Source organism: Sulfitobacter indolifex (genome assembly GCF_022788655.1).
In the GTDB taxonomy this organism is placed as follows: domain Bacteria; phylum Pseudomonadota; class Alphaproteobacteria; order Rhodobacterales; family Rhodobacteraceae; genus Sulfitobacter; species Sulfitobacter indolifex.
On record NZ_CP084953.1, the window covers coordinates 257,304 to 276,717 of the forward strand.

Genomic DNA, 19,414 nt, shown 5'->3' on the forward strand with positions numbered 1-19,414 from the left:
CTGACCCTCCCAATCAAAAAATGTAGAGGATGTCATCCTCCGTGATACTTCAGCAATCCGAATAGCCATCCCCATCCGCCGGATCAATCCGCAGGTGGGTGACCCGGCCGGGCGTCCCGCAGATCTGGATGAGCCAAGTCTGGCTATGGCCCGGCCAACCGCTTCCAAGCAATTTTTTAAGATACTGGTCGACACCGCCCGCCCGCACCAGTTCAGGGATCTTAGCGCGCATGGTCTGGTCACCAAAGTAGGGATCGGCTTCATCACCTGAGTGCCGCAGACCAAAGCGGTGGAAATTTACGCGATCCTGCTGGACGACCGCACCGACATCTTTAAGCGGTCCACCGTTCGAATTGTAAAAGTCTTCCCTACCAATGGTGGTGTAATAGGAGGCAAGATTTGGCTCGGCGAAGGCGGTCTGCGCCATCATCAGAGTAATCGCCGGTAGGATGTATCTGAACTTGAGCATAAGCAAAACTCCAGTGCTGTATCGCGGATAGCTTAACATCAACCGCGATATTTGCCGAAACTTTCTCGAAGAGATTGTTGCGCATAATCCGAGACAGCACCTCCGCGCGGCAAGCGCCGGGTCGGACAGTCGCAATACACACAGCGCCAATGAACTGAAGAGCTCCGCCCCCCGCGCCCCATCAAGAAAGTCCGCTCAGAACATCTCTTACTGCCGGTAGGCGCTCAAGGCTCGCGATGATTTGGCCCTATCAAGGATAGTACATAAGACGCCTAGCCTGGGGCCCACGGCAGAACTACTTCAGCAACTGAAGGAGATCGGCACCATAGCTGTTTTTGGCGAAACTCTCCGCGCGGTGGCGCAACTGCTCGGCGTCGATCCACCCCTTGTTGAACGCGATTTCTTCCGGGCTGCCCATCTGAAGCCCTTGCCGCTCTGAGAGCGTGCGCACGAAATTACCCGCATCCAATAGGCTGCCGTGGGTCCCTGTATCCAACCAAGCAAAACCCCGGCCCATTTGCTGCACGCAAAGTGCGTCGTCTTTGAGATACATCTCTAAGAGCGCGGTGATCTCCAACTCGCCCCTGGCTGAAGGTTTTACAGCTTGCGCGCGTTTTGAGGCGGTTCCATCCAGAAAGTAGAGCCCCGTTACGGCGTAATTGGAAGGCGGTACGGCGGGCTTTTCCACAATCGCCTGTACGCGGCCTTCGGCATTGAAATCCACAACCCCATAGCGCCCCGGATCTGATACACGGTACCCAAACACCGTGCCCCCCTCTTCCCGGGCACCAGCTGCAGCCAGCACTTCAGGCAACCCGTGGCCGAAAAATATATTGTCACCCAAAACCATTGCCGACGCTGCGCCGTTCAAGAAGTCTTCGGCCAAGATGTAGGCTTGCGCCAGCCCATCTGGGCTGGATTGTTCAATATAGGTAAGGTTCAGCCCCCATTGGGCGCCGTCGCCCAAGCTGCGTTTGAACTGATCCGCATCCTGAGGCGTGGTGATAATGGCGATCTCTCGGATGTCTGCCAGCATCAGCACAGACAGCGGATAATAGATCATTGGTTTATCGTAGATCGGGAGCAATTGCTTGGATATGCCTAAGGTGATCGGGTACAGCCGCGTACCAGACCCGCCTGCCAGCAGGATACCCTTGCGTGCGCTCATGTCAGTTCCTTCACGATATCCTTCAGCGCCAAACGCCAGTCCGGGGGGCTGATCCCAAAATCCTTCTGCAAGGTGCTGCAATCGAGACGAGAGTTCAGCGGCCTTTTTGCGGGTGTTGGGTAACTTGAGGTCGGAATGCCCGCCACGTCAACCGCCCGATCCGCCGTGGTAAATGTTTCGCGCGCGAAACATGTCCAAGAGGTCGCAGGCGCCCCTGCATAATGATAGGTGCCGCCGGCCTGCCCTGCCTTCATCGCGCCCGCCATCTGCAGCAGTGTTTCGGCGATAGACAGCGCCGGGGTGGGCCCACCGATCTGATCATCGACCACCTTCAGGGCATCGCGGTGTTCGCTCAGCTGCAGCATGGTGGTCACAAAATTCTTGCCCGGCGCAGAAAACACCCAAGATGTCCTCAAAATTGCATGGGACCCGCCAGCCGCGCGCACAGCCGCTTCGCCAGCGGCCTTACTGCGCCCATAGGCGTTGATCGGGGCGATTGGATCGTCGGGGCGCCAGGGGCTTTGTCCACTGCCGTTAAAGACGTAGTCCGTCGAGACATGCAAAAAGGGAATTTCCAGTTCAGCGCAGGCGCGTGCCATGGCTCCGGGCGCCTCAGCGTTGATGCGTGTGGCCAAAACCTCTTCTTCTTCAGCACGGTCCACGGCTGTATAGGCCGCAGCGTTGATCACCGCAGAGGGCCGTGTCGCGCGGATCACCGCAGCGCAGGCTTCGGGATGGGCTAGATCGGCTGCGGCGCGGTCAAGAAATCGCGCATCATCTGAATGTTTGCGTAGCGCAACAGCCAGTTGCCCGGTGGACCCAAAGACAAGCAAGCTCATACCCGACCCAGCCTTTTACCGACCCCTTCACGCGCCTGCAGCGCCTGCCACCAAGCGGGATTGTCGAGGTACCATGCAACCGTGTGGCGCAACCCCTCCTCCAACGTGACCGAAGGCTGCCAGCCCAGTTCGGTGCGGATGCGGCTGGCATCAATAGCATAGCGTGCATCATGGCCGGGTCGGTCCTCGACGAAGGTAATGAGGTCAGCATAGGCATGTCTAGCGGGGCGCAACTCATCCAAAAGAGCACAGATCTGACGCACCAAATCGATGTTGCGCGCCTCGGCGTTGCCGCCAATATTATAGCTGCGCCCCACGGCCCCTTTGGTGAGAACCGTTAGCAGGGCTTCGGCATGGTCTTCAACGTAGAGCCAGTCGCGTATGTTCTCGCCCGTACCATAGATTGGAATTGGCTTGCCCGAGAGCGCGTTGAGGATAACCACCGGAATCAGCTTCTCGGGGAAATGATACGGCCCATAATTGTTGGAGCAATTGCTCAGCAGCACCGGCATGCCATAGGTCTCTCCCCAAGCGCGGACGAGATGATCAGACGCGGCTTTGGACGCCGAATAGGGGCTGTTGGGCGCATAGGGTGTCTCTTCCGTGAAATACCCCTCAGCCCCGAGGCTGCCGTAGACTTCGTCGGTGGAGACATGATGGAACCGGAACCCGTCGGGGCGGCCACGCCCCTCCCAATAGGCCCGCGCCGCCTGCAGCAGCGTATAGGTGCCGGTCACATTCGTATCGATGAACGCGCCCGGACCATCGATGGACCGATCAACATGGCTTTCGGCCGCCAAGTGAAGCACCGCATCGGGGGTATGATCGGTGAAAATGCGGACCAGAGCCTGTGCGTCTCGGATGTCCGCATGCTCAAAGGCATAGCCAGGCCGATCCGAGACCCCCGCGAGGTTGTCCAGACAGGCCGCATAGGTCAGCGCGTCGAGATTCACCACCGCATGCCCTTGCGCCAGAGCGAGCCGTACCACGGCAGACCCAATAAAACCGGCGCCGCCGGTGACAAGCAGCTTCATACGGCGCTCTCATAGGTAAAATGCGGGACAATCTCGGACAAAAGAGGCGCGCTGGCGTCTTTCTTAGACAGGATCGGCGTTTGCCCTTGAAGCCCCCAGTCAATGCCAATCTCAGGATCATCCCAGCGGACCGCCGCATCGCAATCAGGGGCATAGGTATCAGTGCATTTGTAGATGATTTCGGTCATCGGTACCCGGGTGACAAATCCATGCAAGAAGCCTGCCGGGATCAACAGTTGACGTCCATTCTCAAAACTGAGGTCCACGCCCACCCATTGCCCAAAACTTGGCGAGCCATGGCGGATATCCACAGCCACATCGAAAAGCGCGCCGCGCCCGCAGCGGACGAGCTTTGCCTGCGCATGCGGCGGGGTTTGAAAATGCAGGCCGCGCAGGGTGTTTGGCGCCTCAGAGAGAGAGTGGTTATCCTGCACAAAATGATAATCAAGCCCAGCATCCGCCAAGGTCTTGGCATTCCAGCTTTCGCTGAAAAAGCCGCGCGCGTCGCCGTGGCGAACGGGGGTGAGGATCAAGACCCCAGCCAGGGCGGTTTGTTCGATGTGCATCGTATACCCTTAATTCACAAACGGTCTGCGGACGCGATATAGGCGCCAACGTCGCCTTCGCCTCATCTTCGGTTTGGCCGTCTCATGCCCTTCTTGCAAGAGCTTGCCGGAAGAAACTGGCTCAACACATTTGAGCCGCTCGATATAGGGCACTGGTTGATCTTGCTGACGGCGGATCGCCGGTCGATTGGGATTGCGAAGATGGGCTTGTAATCAGGGTAAAACGGGTCGCGATCAAACGAGCTTTGAGCAACCTGAGAGATAATGCTTTGAAATACGGCAACGAAGCTCGTGTGAGTGCCTATGGGGACGGGCGAAATGTCGTGATCCAAGTGATGGACACAGGGCCTGGCATTCCGGAAGAAGAAATGGCACTCGTGCTTCGCCCCTTTTATCGCGGGAGTCAGGCCGAATGCGGACCTTACCGTCCCAGGAGTGCCCAGGTAATTGTTGAAGATCATGGGGGTGAACTGAAGCTTTCGAACAGAGATCGCGGCGGTTTAAAGGTGAATATCGTGCTCTCTCTGATCTGAAAAGCTTCTCGAAAGATAGCTGCCCGCAGAATCCATTACGTTCCAGAATTATGGTTGGTTCCCACCGGAAATGGATATCGCCATAGTCACCCGCAATGCCGGTATGGGCGGGTTAATGCTGGCTGACTTACCGATCCAGAATGCTCGTACCTGCCATTCGTCGCACCAATCATGAAGGTCAGCTCTGGGCCGATCGCGTCAAGGCTATGGTGAGTTTCGCCTTTATTTGGTTGAGCTTTGTAACCTTCTACTGGAAGTGTGCCTGTCTGGAGTGTTTGTTGACAGATTCCGGTGGGGTCAGGAAGCACCTGGGGAAATCAACAAGTCGGACGTGACCGTCACCTCGGCGCGTCCGCAACCAAAGTTGTCAAGAATTCCTCAATCTGGAAAAGTTCTTCCAGTGCAACGAGTGTCTTCTCGTAATGGGCGACGAGGGCGGCCTCTGCGCGCGCTATCTCGCCATCAAGAACGACTTCCATCAGTTCGCGATGCTCTGCCAGACCATCCCGCGGCGACACGCGGTAAAGGTTGGAGACATAGATATACCGCTGGGCCTGATCTGTTAGCTGGGCGCAGAAATCCAGAAGCCAGTGCGATCCGCAGTTCGCGATCAAGGCTCGGTGGAAATTGCGGTGTTCGACATTCCATTTGGGCAGATCCTGCTGAAAGCCCTCGGCGCGGCCGGCCTTTGCCAAATGGTGATAGGCGAGAACAATGCGTTCTTCCCAGGCATCGGTGCGGTTGAGCATCGATTCACGCAGGGCAAGCGATTCCACCAAAGACCGCGTCCGCGCCAGGGTCTGCCAGGCTTCAAGGTCCATCGCAGGCGCGGTGAAGCCGCGCCGTTCCTGGCGATCCACAAGGCGCTCTGCCGCGAGGCGGGAGAGCGCCTCGCGGACCGCATTGTTGCCAGCACCATATTCATCGGCGATGGCATCGATGCGCAGTTTCTCCAACGGCCGGAAATGCCCTGTCAGGATTTCACGGCGCAGACGGTCATAAACCTGCGTCGCGCGGGTTGTTTTGCGATCCGTGTCTGACATTTATCGGCCTTTCGGAGTCTGTTCGGGCATGAGTATCACTTTTCAGGCGGCCGAGTGGTACTGCTGCGGTGCCAGAAAACAAACTTGTGCTGCATCCATGAAACAAATCCGAACATCAACACACCCAGCAGGCTGAGATAGATTATCAACGAGAAGACGCGCGCGGTGCTCAATTGTGCGGCCGCTGCCCGGATCAGCTCTCCGAAACCCTGACCGCCGCCCAGAAGCTCGCCCGCAACCGCGCCGCCGACGACACTGATCGAGGCAATTTTCAGACCGGTGAAGAACTGGGGCAGGCCCGATGGGATCTTGAGCTTTATCAGAGTCTGCATCCGCGAGGCACCGATACTTTGGAACAGCATCCGGCTGTTTGCATCGGCGGCATGCAGACCCGCTGCAGTGCCAACCACGATTGGAAACACAGAAATAAAGGCTGCCAAAGCGACCTTGGAGCCGATGCCGAAGCCCAGCCAGGATACGAAAAGCGGTGCGAACGCAAGCTTTGGCATCGTGTCGATGGCGACGATATAAGGCATTACGGCCCGTTCGCCGATGGTGGTTTCACCCACAAGCACACCCAGGCTAACGCCGATTGAAACCGCGATCACGAAGCCGACGAGCACTTCTTGCGTGGTCACCCAAAAGGCCGCGAGCATGTAATTTCCCGACAATAGGCTTTTGCCCACAAAGAAAATGTCGGCGAAGGTATCGGGCACTGTTGGCAGAATGAGACGGGAAACAATCCCCAATGAGGTCACCAGATGCCATAGCCCAAGAAAGACTGCCATTATAACCGCCATTGAGAGCCAGCGCGGCACCCGGGCCGACCATGATGCCTTTTCCTGCCAGACGGTATCCCCGGGATATAGATCGGTTTCGACTGCCTGTGACAGTTCCACTTCTGATGTGCTCATAGGAATGCGCCCTTATCAAGGAGGTTGCGGATCGTGGTGGCATAGGCGCCAAATTCGGGCAGGGTTATCATCTCGAGCGTACGGGGGCGGGGCAGATCGATCTTGATCGATGTGATGACCCGGCCCGGCCTTGCAGACATGACATGCACAACATCCGACAGAATCACTGCTTCGGAAATCGAATGCGTAACGAGAAAGGCCGACGCATTGCGCTCCATGCAAACCTTTTGCAGCTCCATATTCATGAAATCGCGGGTGATTTCATCAAGCGCGCTGAACGGCTCGTCCAGCAGCAACATATCCGGTTCCGAAATCAGCATGCGACAGATTGCGGCCCGCTGGGCCATGCCGCCGGACAAAGAGGTGGGGTAGATGTCTTCGAAACCGCCCAGGCCCACCACCCGCAAGAGTTCCTCGGCGTGCGAACGTGCTGCCATCGCCGCCTTGCGACCGCTGCGAATTTCAATCGGCAGCAGGATATTCTCAATCGTTGTGCGCCACGGAAACAGCGTGGCGTGCTGGAACATCATTCCGATATCGTCGCGCGGACCAAGCACCGGCCTACCGTTCAGCATAATACGACCTTCCGAAGGCGGCATTAGGCCCGCCATGATCTTGAGCAGGGTGGTCTTGCCACAGCCGCTCGACCCGATCACGGAATGAAATTCTCCTTGAGCAATTTCGAAGCCAACGCCGTCAAGGGCGGTGATTTCTTTGTTGTTGAAGTATCTCGAGACATTGCTCAGTTGGTAAACTGGCCGGGGTTCACCCCCGGCCGGCTGTTGTATTTTCTGCGCGATCATTCCGCGTTCCACACGTCAATGAATTCATTGGTGTAGGCATCTGCCAGATTTTCCATCGGCGCTTCAAGATCGCCCGATGTTACAAGCGCGTCGTGCCAGTTCTGCCATGAGTCCGGATGCTGGTAGCCATAGCCGTGCTCAGGATGGGCCGGTGCCGTCCGGATGATATAGGTCTGCAGCAGCGCACGTGCGAAGTCGCGGTCTTCCAGAAGCTGGGGGTTGCCGATCTTGGCGTGGTCCAGCGTTGCTTCGAGGTTTTCAGGATTCGCCCCGAACCGCGCGCCGCGCACCAGCGCCCGCCCAAAGCCTTCAATCAGCTCGCGGTTTTCGTCCAGATACGCACGGGTCACGGCATAGCCGTTGCCAAAGTAAGTCTGGAACTCCGCCGGTGTCAGGTTGACCAGATCGACACCGCGCAGGCGCAGCGTCGCCATGCCGATCGTGTCAGACGCATAGGCATCGATGGCGTCTTGCGCAAAGCCCGCAACCGCCATGCCGCCTTCGCCGATGGTGATGAAACTGTAGTCCTCACCTTCCTGCATATCAGCAGCATCGAAGATCGAGCGAACGAATGCCACTTCGGCACCGTCTGCCGTGCCAACACCCACGACCTTGCCTTGAAGGTCTTCTGGGCGGGTGTAACCAGAGCCGGTTTCTGCAACCAGGCTGAACTGGCTCGTTGAGAAGTAGTTGTAGATATATACGATATCTTCCCCATTCTCGCGCGCGTTCAGAAGCGGTCCGGGGCCGGGGTGTCCGAACTCGGCCTGACCTGCGGCGAGAACCTGCAGCACTTGCGCGGAGCCGTTCACGCTTTGAACTTCAACTTCGATGCCCTCTTCTTCCATGTAGCCTTCGCCCATGGCGTTGTAGAGGGCGAAGTAGCCCAGACCGCTTGGGCTGGGAATGGCGAGTGTAACTTCTGTCAGGTCTTGCGCCTGTGCTGCAAAGCTCATCGCGGCCATGGAAATCGCGGCCACGCCGGTCGCCAGCTTTAATCCTGTTCGTCTCATGTCTTGTCCCTCTCTGTTGTTTGATAATGATCAGAGTGCATTATTTACTCCGTCAGTCAAGAATAATGCATTTTTTCTGGTAAGATCAGATTTAATGCGCTATCGATGATCATAATCCAGTCAACCAATTGAGGAATCTCATGGAAATTTCAAAGTCTTACGTCGTTCCCGCTCCTGAACAGGTGTCCCTTCCCGTTGTTGGTAGCGCAGCCCGCTTTCCCGTGCGCCGTATCTACTGTATCGGCAAGAACTACGTGGCACATGTACTGGAAATGGGTGGCGAAGCCTCGCGGGATTTCCCCATCATCTTTCAAAAACCGTCGGATTCCATCGTTCAGAACGGTGGCGTCGTACCCTATCCGCCGCGCACCGACGATTTCCACTTTGAAATCGAACTGATGGTCGCGTTGAAATCCGGTGGCTACAACATCCCCGAAGACGAGGCGCTGTCCCACATCTTTGGGTATGGCGTCTGCATCGACATGACAAGGCGCCGTCTGCTGGAGACCGAGACGGGACCGAACGCGCCTTGGGAGTTGAAAAAGTCTTTCGACCATTCGGCCCCCTGCAGTGAGATCTACCCTGTGTCCCAAGTTGGCCATCGCGACACGGGCCGCATCTCGCTGACGGTCGACGGTGAGATACGACAGGACTCCGATCTTGAGTTGATGATCTGGAAGACGCCTGAAATCATCGCGACCTTGTCCAAATACTACGCGCTGCAACCCGGCGACATCATCATGGCCGGAACGCCCGACGGTGTCGGGCCTGTCGTGCCTGGCAATACCATGGTGGGCGCCATTGAAGGGCTTGGAGAATTGACCGTGCAGGTCGGCGAACTGGTCTGATCCTTCGTGAGTCTCCCCTGTTGGTATCGGTTTGGGGTGCTGCAGGATACCTACGCCGCGCGCATCAACCAAAGGCGCGTGCGGTTAGGTACTCTGCGGCCTGAGGGATATTAGATCGCCTCGCTGCGTGCAGGGCCGGGTAAGAGAACTCATGCCCGGCGGGGGGCAGTCGTCACCACCGCTTACCGTCCGCGCCGTTCCAAACCACATCGCTCCAAAAGGGCTCAACATGCATTTCACGCATAATCCGGTCGATGTCTCGCGGCGCGCGCCAGTGCGGGTGGAAAACATTGTCTCCACAGCACAACCGTTGGCCCCGCATGCCGGACTGAGCATCCTGCAGCGGAGGGGCACCGCCGTCGACGCCGCGATTTCCGCCGCAGCGGCGTTGGCCATTGCTGACTCCACTAAAGGGCTTGGCGCTGATGCCTTTTGCAATCTCTGGAGCGACCCGCATCTGCGGCGCCTGCCGAACGTTGGATATGCCGCCGGTTTGGAACTGCGCAAGGACAGCCAAACCGCTGGCTTTTAAAACTTAACTGTTAACTTTTAAGGACCTTCCCAACATGACCTTTCTCAATCGCGTTGGTATTGACGGCTACATGATCCTCCTCCTCTGCACGATGGCACTCGGTCTTATGGCTCCGGCGGAGGGTCTCGCGGCATTGGCGCTCGGACAGATCACATTCTGGGCCGTGGCCCTCTTGTTCTTCCTCTACGGTGCCAAGCTAGACTCTGGCGCAGTAAAGGCGGGCCTGACCAATTGGCGGCTGCAGGGACTGACCCTCGCCGCGACCTATGTGATGTTTCCACTGGTCGGTCTGTTGCTCAGCATCGTCTGCGGGCCGTTTCTTGGCGCCACCGTCACACTGGGGTTCCTTTTCCTGGCCGTTCTTCCGTCAACGGTACAAAGCTCCATCGCCTTTACGGCGATGGCGGGTGGCAACGTACCGGGCGCGATCTGTGCAGCTTCGGTGTCAAACCTCGTGGGTGTCTTGCTGACGCCGCTGCTGGTGGCATTATTCCTGCATACCGGCGAGGGCGGAATCCGATTGGACCCGGTGATAAAGATCGGAACGCAAATCCTGTTCCCCTTCGTACTGGGACAACTCGCCAGGCCCTGGATCGGCGAAGCGGTCCGCAAACACAAAACCCTGACACTGATCGTGGATCGCGGCGCGATTTTGCTGATTGTCTTCTCCGCGTTCAGCGCCGGCACGGTCTCGGGCCTATGGGCCTTACTACCGCTCACGACGTTGGCGATGCTGGCAGTCGCCGTTCTGGCATTCCTCGCGATCACCATGTCCCTCATGGTCTGGACCGGACGCGCCTGCGGCCTCGCGATCGAAGACAGGGCGGTCTTATTCTATTGCGGGTCCACAAAGAGCCTCGCCTCTGGTCTGCCGATCGCGACCGCGCTCTTTCCGCCTGCCGACCTGGCTGCGATCGTTTTGCCGCTTATGATGTACCATATGGCGCAGCTACTTGTCTGTGCCTCCGTATCGCAGAAAGCGGCACGGAAATCAGTCGTGACGGTGTCTTGATGCGTAGTTGCTGTTAACCCACCCGATACCTCGGGAAGGCCTCCGCGAACGTCCTCTGCTTGTGCAAATTTTCAGAACGAAAGGAATCGTTTTCGCCGACTTGCAAGCAGCCATTCGTGAAATCTTTGCGGAGGCTCACCTTGCCTGCCCAGAAACACCTGAGTAACCCAAAAGCTGCACCATGCGCCGATGGCTGCATCAACGGGCCGCATCGCAGCAATGCGACAGCGGGATTAAGGTCTGGTTAGGACCGGAAGCGGCGGGCTACGAGGATGGCGTATTTTGTTGAATAACTCTTTCTTGATCGAGAGCTGAACTACTGATTCAATTCCTGTAATTGAGGGGAGGATTGGCGATGATGGGACCGCGGCAGGAAGCTCAGCCGGCACTCTTCTACGAGTTTTCACTCAAGGATCACATTCCCACGGATCACCTGCTTCGATCCATCGACCGGTTCGTCGAGCTGAGCAGCATCCGTGCCCACCTTGCTGATTTCTACAGTCACACGGGCCGCCCGTCGGTCGATCCGGAACTGCTGATCCGGATGCTGCTGGTTGGCTATTGCTTTGGCATCCGGTCCGAGCGGCGCCTTTGCGAGGAGGTCCATCTAAACTTGGCATATCGCTGGTTCTGTCGCCTTGATCTGAGCGACAGGATCCCGATCCACTCCACCTTCTCCAAGAACCGCCATGACCGGTTCCGTGACAGCGAACTGCTGCGCCATCTGTTCGAGACGACCGTCGCGCGGTGCATCGCAGAGGGCCTGGTCAGCGGCCAACGCATGGCAATAGATGCCAGTCTCATAGAAGCAGATGCGAACAAGCAGAACTCGACACCGAAGGAGGACTGAGACGCGAGGCATATCAATCCGGTCGATGCGCCCCGCGCGGTTCGAGAGTATCGACACGCTGGATGAGCGCCGCTTTCGGCGCAGCCAGAGAGGTCACGCCCAAGTTCACGTCGCATTCCGACCCAGCCAGCCAGTACCTCTCGTGACCTTACTGCGCAAGGCACTGCCGGCAATAGACCGCGGCGCGCAAAGGACCGGCATTCTTCAGCTATTCCGACAACTACCTGATCGATACGGATCACGACGTGATCGTCGATGTCGAGGCGACAAGATCAATCCGGCAAGCAGAGGTCGGCTCGACCAAAACCATGCTGGGTCGGGTGAGGGCCAGGTTCGACCTGCATCCCGAACGCCTGATCGCAGACACTGCTTATGGATCAGGGCCGATGTTGGGATGGCTGGTTGATCGTAACATCAAACCCTACATTCCAGTGCTGGATAAAGCTGGACGGACTGACGGCACTTGGTCTCGCGGCGACTTTGAATGGGACCCTGAGAACAACCAATACATCTGCCCGGAAGGCCAGCCGCTCAAGCAATTCCGCCGCAACTACTCAGATCCAAACCATGGTCCCACCGGCAAAGGCGTCGCCAAGTATCAGGCTTTGAAACACACCCGTCAGGCCTGCCCATCGAAGATGAAGTGCTGTCCGAAAGCCGATACACGCAAGATCACCCGCGAAGAACATGAAGATGCCCGGCAGGTCCCCCGTGATATTGCCAAGACCAAGCAGTATGCGATCTCGATGCGGTTGCGAAAGAAAGTCGAGATGCTCTTCGCGCACCTCAAACGCATCCTTGGCTTGGGGCGGCTCCGATTACGTGGTCCATGGGGCGCAAACGATGAATTCCTGCTCGCCGCAACCGCCCAAAACCTCCGGAAACTGGCTAAGTTCTTTCCTGCGCCGCAGCAAACGCGCAAAGCCTGATAGGAAAGGCGCACGCGCCGGATTTGGAACAGCTATTTCTGCGTTTGCAAACGTTAGTTTTTCCACAGAATCGGCGGGCGACGGTCATTCGCTGCAAGAGCGAGATCCATATAGATAAATGACGAAAGCGAGCATTTGTGAGACTTCCCACCATGGATGTCTTTTGATGAGAAGTTGGCTCTCGAAAGACCATTTATTCGAAGCGAACTGTCCATTGTCAGCGAACAATCGCCAACAGCCTTTTTTGCGCTGCAGGTTTGCCGTTTTATGTTTTCGCCGCCACCAAAATGCCATGTTTGGAGGGCAAAACGCAGTGGTATTCTATAGAGCCCCCGCGGCGCAAAGAATTTGCGTTCAGACGGAGGTCAGCGCCGGTTGCTAAGGCGGAAAGTAAAAAAGGAACGCAGAATGCGTAGTTTGCAAAAGAAGCCTTTGCCACGTGCTTTTTTCTGGATTGCGACAACTCTTATCGTCTCGGTGCTCTGCGCTGCGCTGTTTGTAGCTTATACTGTTACGCAGCGCAGTAACTTAGCGCAGCAACAGTTGCGGCATGACATCGTTTTGCGCGGTGCAGACGCGATGGGTTTGAGCTTCAATACCGCGCTAAAGCGTGAGTGGGACAGTCTTCACGCCGTCGCGCGTAACATCAGCAATTCTTCTAAGCCCGAGATCGATGGGTTCATGGATGCTGTGGCCCAAACCGGCGGTCAGGTCGCTTGGTCGGGTTTTGCCGATTTGGGGGGAAAGATCGTATCGGGATCCAACCGCCTGCGAGAAGGGCAAGATGTGAACGAGCGCCGTTGGTTCCGCGAAGGTCTGCGTCAGCCAAACGTCGGGAATGTTTTTACCAGCAGCTCGCTCGAACCAGATGACAACGACCGCAAGCAACGGCTGCTCAACCTTTCGACGCCGGTTTTCGATGAACAGACAGGTGAGGTGACGGGCGTCGTCACCTACAGCCTGCGTATGGCATGGGTACAGTCCTTTCTGACGCGTGCCCGCGAGCGGTTGAATATCGACGTGGTGGTGCAAAACCGCGAAGGTGAGACAATCGTGGATACCCGCGACACGGCCCGCGAATTGCCCGAGGCTGCCGTGGCGCAGGCAAGTTTAGGACAGGATTTGCCCGGAACGTTCCAATTGCTTGACCAAGCCGACGGGCTCTATGCCTTTTCGCCCAACTTCGTCAGCGATGAACTGCCTGATTTCGGTTGGCGTGTCTTTGCTGTTCTGGATCCGAGTAAGTTGATCAATGGGGTGCCGCAGTTGCTGCAAAGCTCGGTTATAGCGGTTTCCATCGCCGCGATCTTTGTCCTGATTGCGACATTAACCGTCGCGCGGGTGGTGCTGCGCCCGTTGGAAGATTTGGTCACCACCGCAACGGGGATGGCGGAAGCTGAGTTTAGCTACCCGCGGGAGAGCCGGAGTTCGCGCGAAGCCGTTGATTTGTCGCGGGCCTTGGCCCGCATTCAAGCGACCTTGGCCCTGAACCAGCAAGCCACGGCAGACGGCCCCCCTTCGCTTCGATTGCTGGAGAACAATGCAGACGTGACGCCTATCAAAGATGGCGATCCGAGTGATATGACTTCGGACCAAACATGGAAGCAAAACCCAACGAGGCGTAAATCTTGAGCGATACGACAAACCCGAGGCAGCCGGCCCTCCAGACGCTATTGATCACCAGCACACTCTTCTTTTTCGCCACCAGCGCTCGGGCGGATGGCACGTTTTTCCAACTTGATCTGGCACCAAATGCGTCTGACGCAGTGCTGGGCGCGACGCGTGGCAAAATGAGTTTCGGTGCAAACTATTCCACTTTTGAGAGCGGCTGGAGCGTGGGCGCTTATGCGACCCGCGATTTCACCATTGAAAACGTGGCGACCATCAAGATTGGTCCGAGCATAGGCAACAGTGATGCGTCCAACGGTCTGGATTTTGGTGCGAAACTCATCGTCGAGCGTTATCAGCCGACAGACTTCGGCTTTGTCTTCATGTCCGGTCAGTTCAACACCATTGAGAACGACTGGTTTGCCCTTGCCCAGATTGGCAATGGGAAGAGCTTGTCTGTCGACCTAGCTGCGGGTGGGAGCGACACTTACTCTGAGCAGTCCATCGCGGTGAACTACCGTTTGGATGACGGTCCGACGAGCCTGCGCGGAGGCTACCGCTTTGACGCGCAGGAGGTCTTTATCGGGATGTCGGTCAACACCTACTGATCCACTTAGTCGCGCCGAGGTCCGATGCTGCGGAAGATGTCTCTGGCAAGACTCCTCAGTTTGACCTCGGTCACCCCCGGCTCAAGGCCGTCCGCGTAGAATTTCACGAAAAAGGCCTCGCGCTGAGCTTCTGTCGGTAAAAGCTGTAGGCGCAGTCCGTCGGCGACTTCGGCAATCGCATAGGTTTCGATCCGTCCCGGAATGTCGTCAATCACCAGATGCCCCCGCGTCTGGGGCGGGATTTGCAGACCGCGAATGCGCACTGTGTCCATCGTCAGCGATGTGATCCAAAGCTCATGCTGGCGTCCGTCAGTCGAGAATACCGCGCGCTCTGGCCTGTCGCTGACGTGAAGCTCCCGGCGCGGGCGTTCAATGCAAGCCAGACAGGTCACCGCCAGCACCAGCAGATTATACAGGCTCCAGAACAGGATGACCCATTTGCCGTCTCCGGCAGAAAAGGTCGCGAATTGGTCGAAGGCGATGCCGAAAAGCAGCCCCCCCAGCGTCAGGATGAACCCGATTAGGAAGGGCATCATCAGGTGCCATTGCACCACGACCTTCGAGCGGTCACCGCCCTTTGCCGTCACCGAAAAGGGGTGCCCGTGGGGTTTGACCAACCCGGTAAAGGCCGCACGGCTGATCGGGATCGCCCCCAAAAGCTGGCTCACGTCGTTTAGGATCGGCACCACCATGCCTCGGGTCAAGAAGTTCAGGGTGAGCAAGATCCAAAAATAATAGGCGCCGAAATAGCTCAAGACATCGGGCAGGCGCGCGTCGACCACGATGATGTCAAAGAACCAATAGAGCAGTGGAAAGATGATGGCGGCGATGCGGAAGGGATAAGTGGTGGTCCAGAACAGGATCGAGTCCAGCACGCTCCACCGATCGCGCAGACGCAGGTTGTTGGATGACAGCGGCCCGAGCGAGGAGCGTGCGATTTGCATCAGTCCAAGGCACCAGCGCGCGCGTTGGGTGACATATTCCTTCAATCCCTCAGGCGCGAGCCCTTCGGACAGGGGTTCCGCCAGATAAACAGAGCGCCAGCCCGCGTTTTGTAACGCCAGTGTCAGCATGAAATCTTCGGTCACGGATTCGGTGTAAAACCCGCCAATTTCGCGCAGCGCGGTCCAGCGGCAAACCGAAGAGGTGCCACAGCAAAAGGCAATGCCCCAGCCATCGCGGGAAGGCTGCATGTGATCAAAGAAGAACCTCTGTTCGTCCGGGTAGGACCGACCGAGGTTAAAGTTATGCTGGATCGGGTCTTGGTTAAAAAAGTGCTGCGGCGTCTGAACCAGACCGACCTCGGGATCGTGGAACAGGGCCAAGGAGCGCGACAAAAAACCCCGGTGCGGCACGAAGTCCGCATCGAGCACAGCGACAAAATCAGGCGCCACAGTATCTTCCGCCAGACGGTCCAGCGCATGGTTGATGTTGCCTGCCTTTTGTCCCTCATTGGTAGGCCGCCGGATATAGCGCACCTCCAGTTCGGCGCAGAATTCCCGGAGCCAGTCCCGGCGATTGTCATCGCAAACAATGATCTCCTTGCTTCGGTGCCGTAGGAACTTTGCCCCGACAATGGTCCGCTCAAGGATTTCCTTGTCCTCATTGTAGGTCGCAATCAGGATCGCAACCCGTGGCTCCTCATTGCCCCACCATTCTGCATGGGCATCGGCCTCTTTGCTGCGCAGCTTGTAGCGCGAGAGGATCAGAAAGGCGCTGAGTGAGCCCAGCACTGAAAAGGTCTCCAACCCGAAGAGGAGCCAGCTTCCCATCATATCGAGGCTGAAGTCAGCTGGAGCAAGCGTCTGCGTGGCGCGCCACCACATGTAGCGCAGCGCCAAAACACCCGCGACGCTAAGCAGTACGGCCCGATGCCAACGTCGTTGCGGATCAACGACCAAGGGCATCAGTGACCCCACGCCGATCACCAGCAGCAAATGCATGGTGGCAGAGCCGATCTCGCCGAGATGCGGAAAGGGCAGCATCAGTTCAGCAGTGCCCGAAACCAGTTGAGGGGCCGCTCATCAAAGAAAGCGCGCCCGGTGCGTCCGATCGAGCAGCCGCGTTCGTGGTCGGCGGTTAGTTCCGGTACCAAAAGCGCCACGTCGTAGCGCTCCAAATGTTTTTCCGACGGCGCTACGGCCAAATTCTGATAAATCGTCGCCGCACCGGCTCCGGCGAGACGCGCCACGGTCCCCTCCATCACTTTCTCACGCCCGGTCAGACGAAAGGAGGCAGCATCGCCGATTTGCAGCGAGTTGAAGACCCGCTCCGTGACAGACAGGGACACAAATGTCGCATCGCAATTGACCAGTCGCAGGATCGGGTCGCCCCGCTGTACGTTGATCCCATCGGCTTGCAGGATCTCCCAATAGATCCCGTTGACCGGAGAGGCGATTTCTCCCCCGCCCGCGGCATTCACCCGCAGATTTTCGCGCTGGCTGCGTGCAGTAAGTGTTTCAAGCCGCGCTTGTGCTTCCCCAAGACTGTTCTCAAGCTGCGAGATCACAGTTTCTAACTCGGTCGCGCGCTGCTCTGCATTTGGTGAGTCGTTGTAGCCGTCGCCGAGGAAAACCCCGGCCTTTGCCGTCTCAAGGGCGATCGCCAGCACTTCGACCCGTTCCCGCGCGTGGTCGAGAATTAGCGGCGCCAGCCCCGGCTCCATTGGAACGCGGTTGGGCAGTTCACCAACCAGTGACAAGACTTCCTGATCTGCCTCCTCCGGCAGTTCGCCTCCCTCTAAAACGGTTAACCGAAAGCGGGCATGTTCAAGCCGGGTGCGCAGTTCTTTCACCCGGGCCTCACGAAAGGTCGCGGCGCGGTTCATCAGGCTGTCGCGCAACGAACGGGTGCTTTCGAGGTCAGCCTCAAGCCGGGCAATCTCTCCCTCAATGAACCCTTGTTCCATGCGCAGATCGTTTAGACGCACCGTGTCGACGAGCGGGTCATCCACGGTGGCTATGGTCTCCCCTTTTTGCACACGCGCACCGAAGGGCGTGTCGGGCAGGCTAAGGTCTCCGGCCGTATTTGCCCGGATGGTCACAACGGGTGCATTGACAAAGGCGTTTGCACTGGCCCCCGCCATTTGCTCGGCGATGATCACCCATAGTGCAACCGCGATGAGTACGATGCTGAGGATCAGGCGTAGCAACTTCATGCGTTATCTCCAGTATAACCAATATTCTACGTTGGATTGTATTTTTGCTGCAGCCGCAAGGCGACTTCGACCAACTCGCAGCAAATTGAATCTTAAGATGAGAAAGTGGCGATTATATGCCTTCGCGCCATGCAATTTGCGCCAAAAGCGCAAGCGTGTCAGCGTAATAGCCTTGACCGGGGCGTGGCTGTGCCGGGGATTTTCCGGCGGCAATATCGGCCACGGCACGAAAACCCGCCGCGTCGCTTTGCGCTAACAACTGACCCGATGGGGCGGTAACGGTCGCGACATGCTCGGCTAAGGTCGCGCTCGCGAAAAGGGTGCTGGCGGCCCCTAATGCCGGATGGTCATGGCGTCCTGACCAGAACAAATAGAGCGGTATGCGCAGCGCGTCCCAGCCAAAGGCGTTGGACAAGTCTGTTGCTGCTTTTATGCCGCTCGGGGTGACATCGATCCAATCCCGCAGGGCTGCGGGATCACGCAACAACTGTTCGCCATGCGCGGCAGTGCGCAGCAGATCAACCTGTCCAAAAGCTTCCCCCAGTTCGATCAGAGCACGACTCATGTAATAAAAGGGGTTCACGATCACCGACTGGTCGGTTGCCGTCGTATGGCTGGCTGGTTTGAGCAATAACTCACTCGGCACCCGAGGGTCAGGCGCGAGACAGGTCTCAATAAGTCCGCGACAGATTTGCGAGGCCTCACCCTCATATTCGCCCCATCCGGAATCTCGCGTGGCACGCAGCAGCGCCCAAGCGCGCAGCAGGTCACCGTCCGTGGCGTTTCTAAGATCGGCCTCGTTGCCTTGCCACTTCCATGCCATCAGCCCGTCAGGCCGGGTCGCGAGCTTACTCTGGGTCCATGCCTCGATACGTCTGAACGCGTCCCGATCCCCAAAGGCCTGCGCAAGAAGCAGGCCATATGCTTGCCCTTCGGAATGGCTGATATCGTCGTTGCCTTCGTCGATGACCCGGCCAGCCTCGTTTAGGTGCGCCGCTTTCCAGGCGCTCCAAGTGTCCAACTGCCGATCTTGCCCCCACCCAGACGAAGCCACGGCGATGCAGGGTAGCGTCACAAGCAACCTACGCCTATTCATCGCTCACCTTGTTACGGTGGAACATCTATTCCTGAACCCTGCTAAATTCCCCGTTTAGTATCGGTTAGGTAGGCTCCTGGGTAAAGAGCATCAATGGCACCTTCCGGAACGCTGCGATGCAGCGTCTACTCTCCCTCCCGCGGCCAGCTTGGGCTCAAGACCAACCTTAGCTGCGCGTTGTCTTAAGGACCGCTCTGGGTCGTTTCCTTAAACTCCAACAAGATGGGAAATCTTGGCATTTGCGGCATTATTCACTGAGGGTGCCGCATGTTCCCGGCGGTAATATGTTCATACGGCGCCGGTGATGCCCAATCTCCCCACCGTGCAAAGATCATCGCGCTGCGGATCGGAAACGTAGCACGAATGCGGGATCGAAGTTAGCATGCATCTGC

The 19,414-nt window shown here is 57.6% G+C and carries 18 protein-coding genes and 1 pseudogene; 7 read left to right on the top strand and 12 right to left on the bottom strand.

Annotated features, from left to right (window positions below; all coding sequences use genetic code 11):
* Positions 1–49: 49 nt before the first annotated feature.
* From DSM14862_RS18610 to rfbC, 5 genes are all read right to left on the bottom strand, one after another.
* On the bottom strand, positions 50–469 hold the full coding sequence (locus tag DSM14862_RS18610) for a hypothetical protein (RefSeq protein WP_007121014.1): 420 nt from the start codon (positions 467–469) through the stop codon (positions 50–52).
* Positions 470–764: 295 nt separating this feature from the next.
* Complete coding sequence (gene rfbA / locus DSM14862_RS18615) at positions 765–1,637, bottom strand: glucose-1-phosphate thymidylyltransferase RfbA (protein ID WP_243254568.1); 873 nt, start codon at positions 1,635–1,637, stop codon at positions 765–767.
* Positions 1,634–2,476, bottom strand: a complete 843-nt coding sequence (rfbD, locus tag DSM14862_RS18620) for a dTDP-4-dehydrorhamnose reductase (protein WP_243254569.1) — start codon at positions 2,474–2,476, stop codon at positions 1,634–1,636. The genes rfbA and rfbD overlap by 4 nt, the downstream gene beginning before the upstream one ends.
* Positions 2,473–3,510, bottom strand: a complete 1,038-nt coding sequence (rfbB, locus tag DSM14862_RS18625; RefSeq protein ID WP_007121513.1) for a dTDP-glucose 4,6-dehydratase — start codon at positions 3,508–3,510, stop codon at positions 2,473–2,475. The genes rfbD and rfbB overlap by 4 nt, the downstream gene beginning before the upstream one ends.
* Positions 3,507–4,076 (bottom strand): dTDP-4-dehydrorhamnose 3,5-epimerase, encoded by a 570-nt coding sequence (gene rfbC / locus DSM14862_RS18630; protein ID WP_007121512.1) that lies wholly within the window; start codon positions 4,074–4,076, stop codon positions 3,507–3,509. The genes rfbB and rfbC overlap by 4 nt, the downstream gene beginning before the upstream one ends.
* Positions 4,077–4,309: 233 nt before the next feature.
* Here rfbC and DSM14862_RS18635 point away from each other — a divergent pair, with 233 nt between their 5' ends.
* Positions 4,310–4,609: an ATP-binding protein gene (locus DSM14862_RS18635; RefSeq protein ID WP_279291303.1), complete on the top strand. Its 300-nt coding sequence runs from the start codon at positions 4,310–4,312 to the stop codon at positions 4,607–4,609.
* A 338-nt stretch (positions 4,610–4,947) separates the two neighbouring features.
* Here the strand turns inward: DSM14862_RS18635 and DSM14862_RS18640 are convergent, their stop codons facing one another.
* Genes DSM14862_RS18640 through DSM14862_RS18655 form a run of 4 tightly spaced genes read right to left on the bottom strand, consistent with a single transcriptional unit; the run spans position 4,948 to position 8,382 of the window.
* Complete coding sequence (locus tag DSM14862_RS18640; RefSeq protein WP_007121472.1) at positions 4,948–5,652, bottom strand: GntR family transcriptional regulator; 705 nt, start codon at positions 5,650–5,652, stop codon at positions 4,948–4,950.
* A gap of 35 nt (positions 5,653–5,687) precedes the next feature.
* The gene (locus tag DSM14862_RS18645; protein ID WP_007121471.1) at positions 5,688–6,566 is read right to left on the bottom strand and encodes an ABC transporter permease; all 879 of its coding nucleotides are present in this window, start codon (positions 6,564–6,566) and stop codon (positions 5,688–5,690) included.
* Complete coding sequence (locus tag DSM14862_RS18650) at positions 6,563–7,369, bottom strand: ABC transporter ATP-binding protein (protein ID WP_007121470.1); 807 nt, start codon at positions 7,367–7,369, stop codon at positions 6,563–6,565. The genes DSM14862_RS18645 and DSM14862_RS18650 overlap by 4 nt, the downstream gene beginning before the upstream one ends.
* Entirely contained in the window at positions 7,366–8,382 is a 1,017-nt protein-coding gene (locus DSM14862_RS18655; RefSeq protein ID WP_007121469.1) for an ABC transporter substrate-binding protein, read from the bottom strand. The genes DSM14862_RS18650 and DSM14862_RS18655 overlap by 4 nt, the downstream gene beginning before the upstream one ends.
* A gap of 140 nt (positions 8,383–8,522) precedes the next feature.
* Here DSM14862_RS18655 and DSM14862_RS18660 point away from each other — a divergent pair, with 140 nt between their 5' ends.
* The 6 genes and pseudogenes from DSM14862_RS18660 (at position 8,523) to DSM14862_RS18685 (ending at position 14,769) form a co-directional block, all read left to right on the top strand.
* On the top strand, positions 8,523–9,230 hold the full coding sequence (locus DSM14862_RS18660; protein WP_243254573.1) for a fumarylacetoacetate hydrolase family protein: 708 nt from the start codon (positions 8,523–8,525) through the stop codon (positions 9,228–9,230).
* Positions 9,231–9,459: 229 nt separating this feature from the next.
* On the top strand, positions 9,460–9,762 hold the full coding sequence (locus DSM14862_RS18665) for a gamma-glutamyltransferase (protein ID WP_007121423.1): 303 nt from the start codon (positions 9,460–9,462) through the stop codon (positions 9,760–9,762).
* A gap of 34 nt (positions 9,763–9,796) precedes the next feature.
* Positions 9,797–10,774 carry a bile acid:sodium symporter family protein gene (locus DSM14862_RS18670; protein ID WP_007121422.1) on the top strand — a complete coding sequence of 326 codons (978 nt, stop codon included), beginning with the start codon at positions 9,797–9,799 and terminating at the stop codon, positions 10,772–10,774.
* A 355-nt stretch (positions 10,775–11,129) separates the two neighbouring features.
* A pseudogene (locus DSM14862_RS18675) lies at positions 11,130–12,553 on the top strand (IS1182 family transposase).
* Positions 12,554–12,961: 408 nt separating this feature from the next.
* Positions 12,962–14,185: a cache domain-containing protein gene (locus DSM14862_RS18680; RefSeq protein WP_243254574.1), complete on the top strand. Its 1,224-nt coding sequence runs from the start codon at positions 12,962–12,964 to the stop codon at positions 14,183–14,185.
* Entirely contained in the window at positions 14,182–14,769 is a 588-nt protein-coding gene (locus tag DSM14862_RS18685) for a hypothetical protein (protein ID WP_243254575.1), read from the top strand. Before DSM14862_RS18680 ends, DSM14862_RS18685 begins: the two co-directional genes overlap by 4 nt.
* A gap of 5 nt (positions 14,770–14,774) precedes the next feature.
* Here DSM14862_RS18685 and DSM14862_RS18690 read toward each other — a convergent pair whose 3' ends face one another.
* The 3 genes from DSM14862_RS18690 to DSM14862_RS18700 form a co-directional block, all read right to left on the bottom strand.
* Positions 14,775–16,754 carry a glycosyltransferase gene (locus DSM14862_RS18690; RefSeq protein WP_007121174.1) on the bottom strand — a complete coding sequence of 660 codons (1,980 nt, stop codon included), beginning with the start codon at positions 16,752–16,754 and terminating at the stop codon, positions 14,775–14,777.
* Complete coding sequence (locus tag DSM14862_RS18695; RefSeq protein ID WP_007121173.1) at positions 16,754–17,926, bottom strand: HlyD family efflux transporter periplasmic adaptor subunit; 1,173 nt, start codon at positions 17,924–17,926, stop codon at positions 16,754–16,756. Before DSM14862_RS18695 ends, DSM14862_RS18690 begins: the two co-directional genes overlap by 1 nt.
* Before the next feature lie 112 nt (positions 17,927–18,038).
* Positions 18,039–19,022 (bottom strand): glycosyl hydrolase family 8, encoded by a 984-nt coding sequence (locus tag DSM14862_RS18700; RefSeq protein WP_040701988.1) that lies wholly within the window; start codon positions 19,020–19,022, stop codon positions 18,039–18,041.
* Positions 19,023–19,414 lie beyond the last annotated feature (392 nt).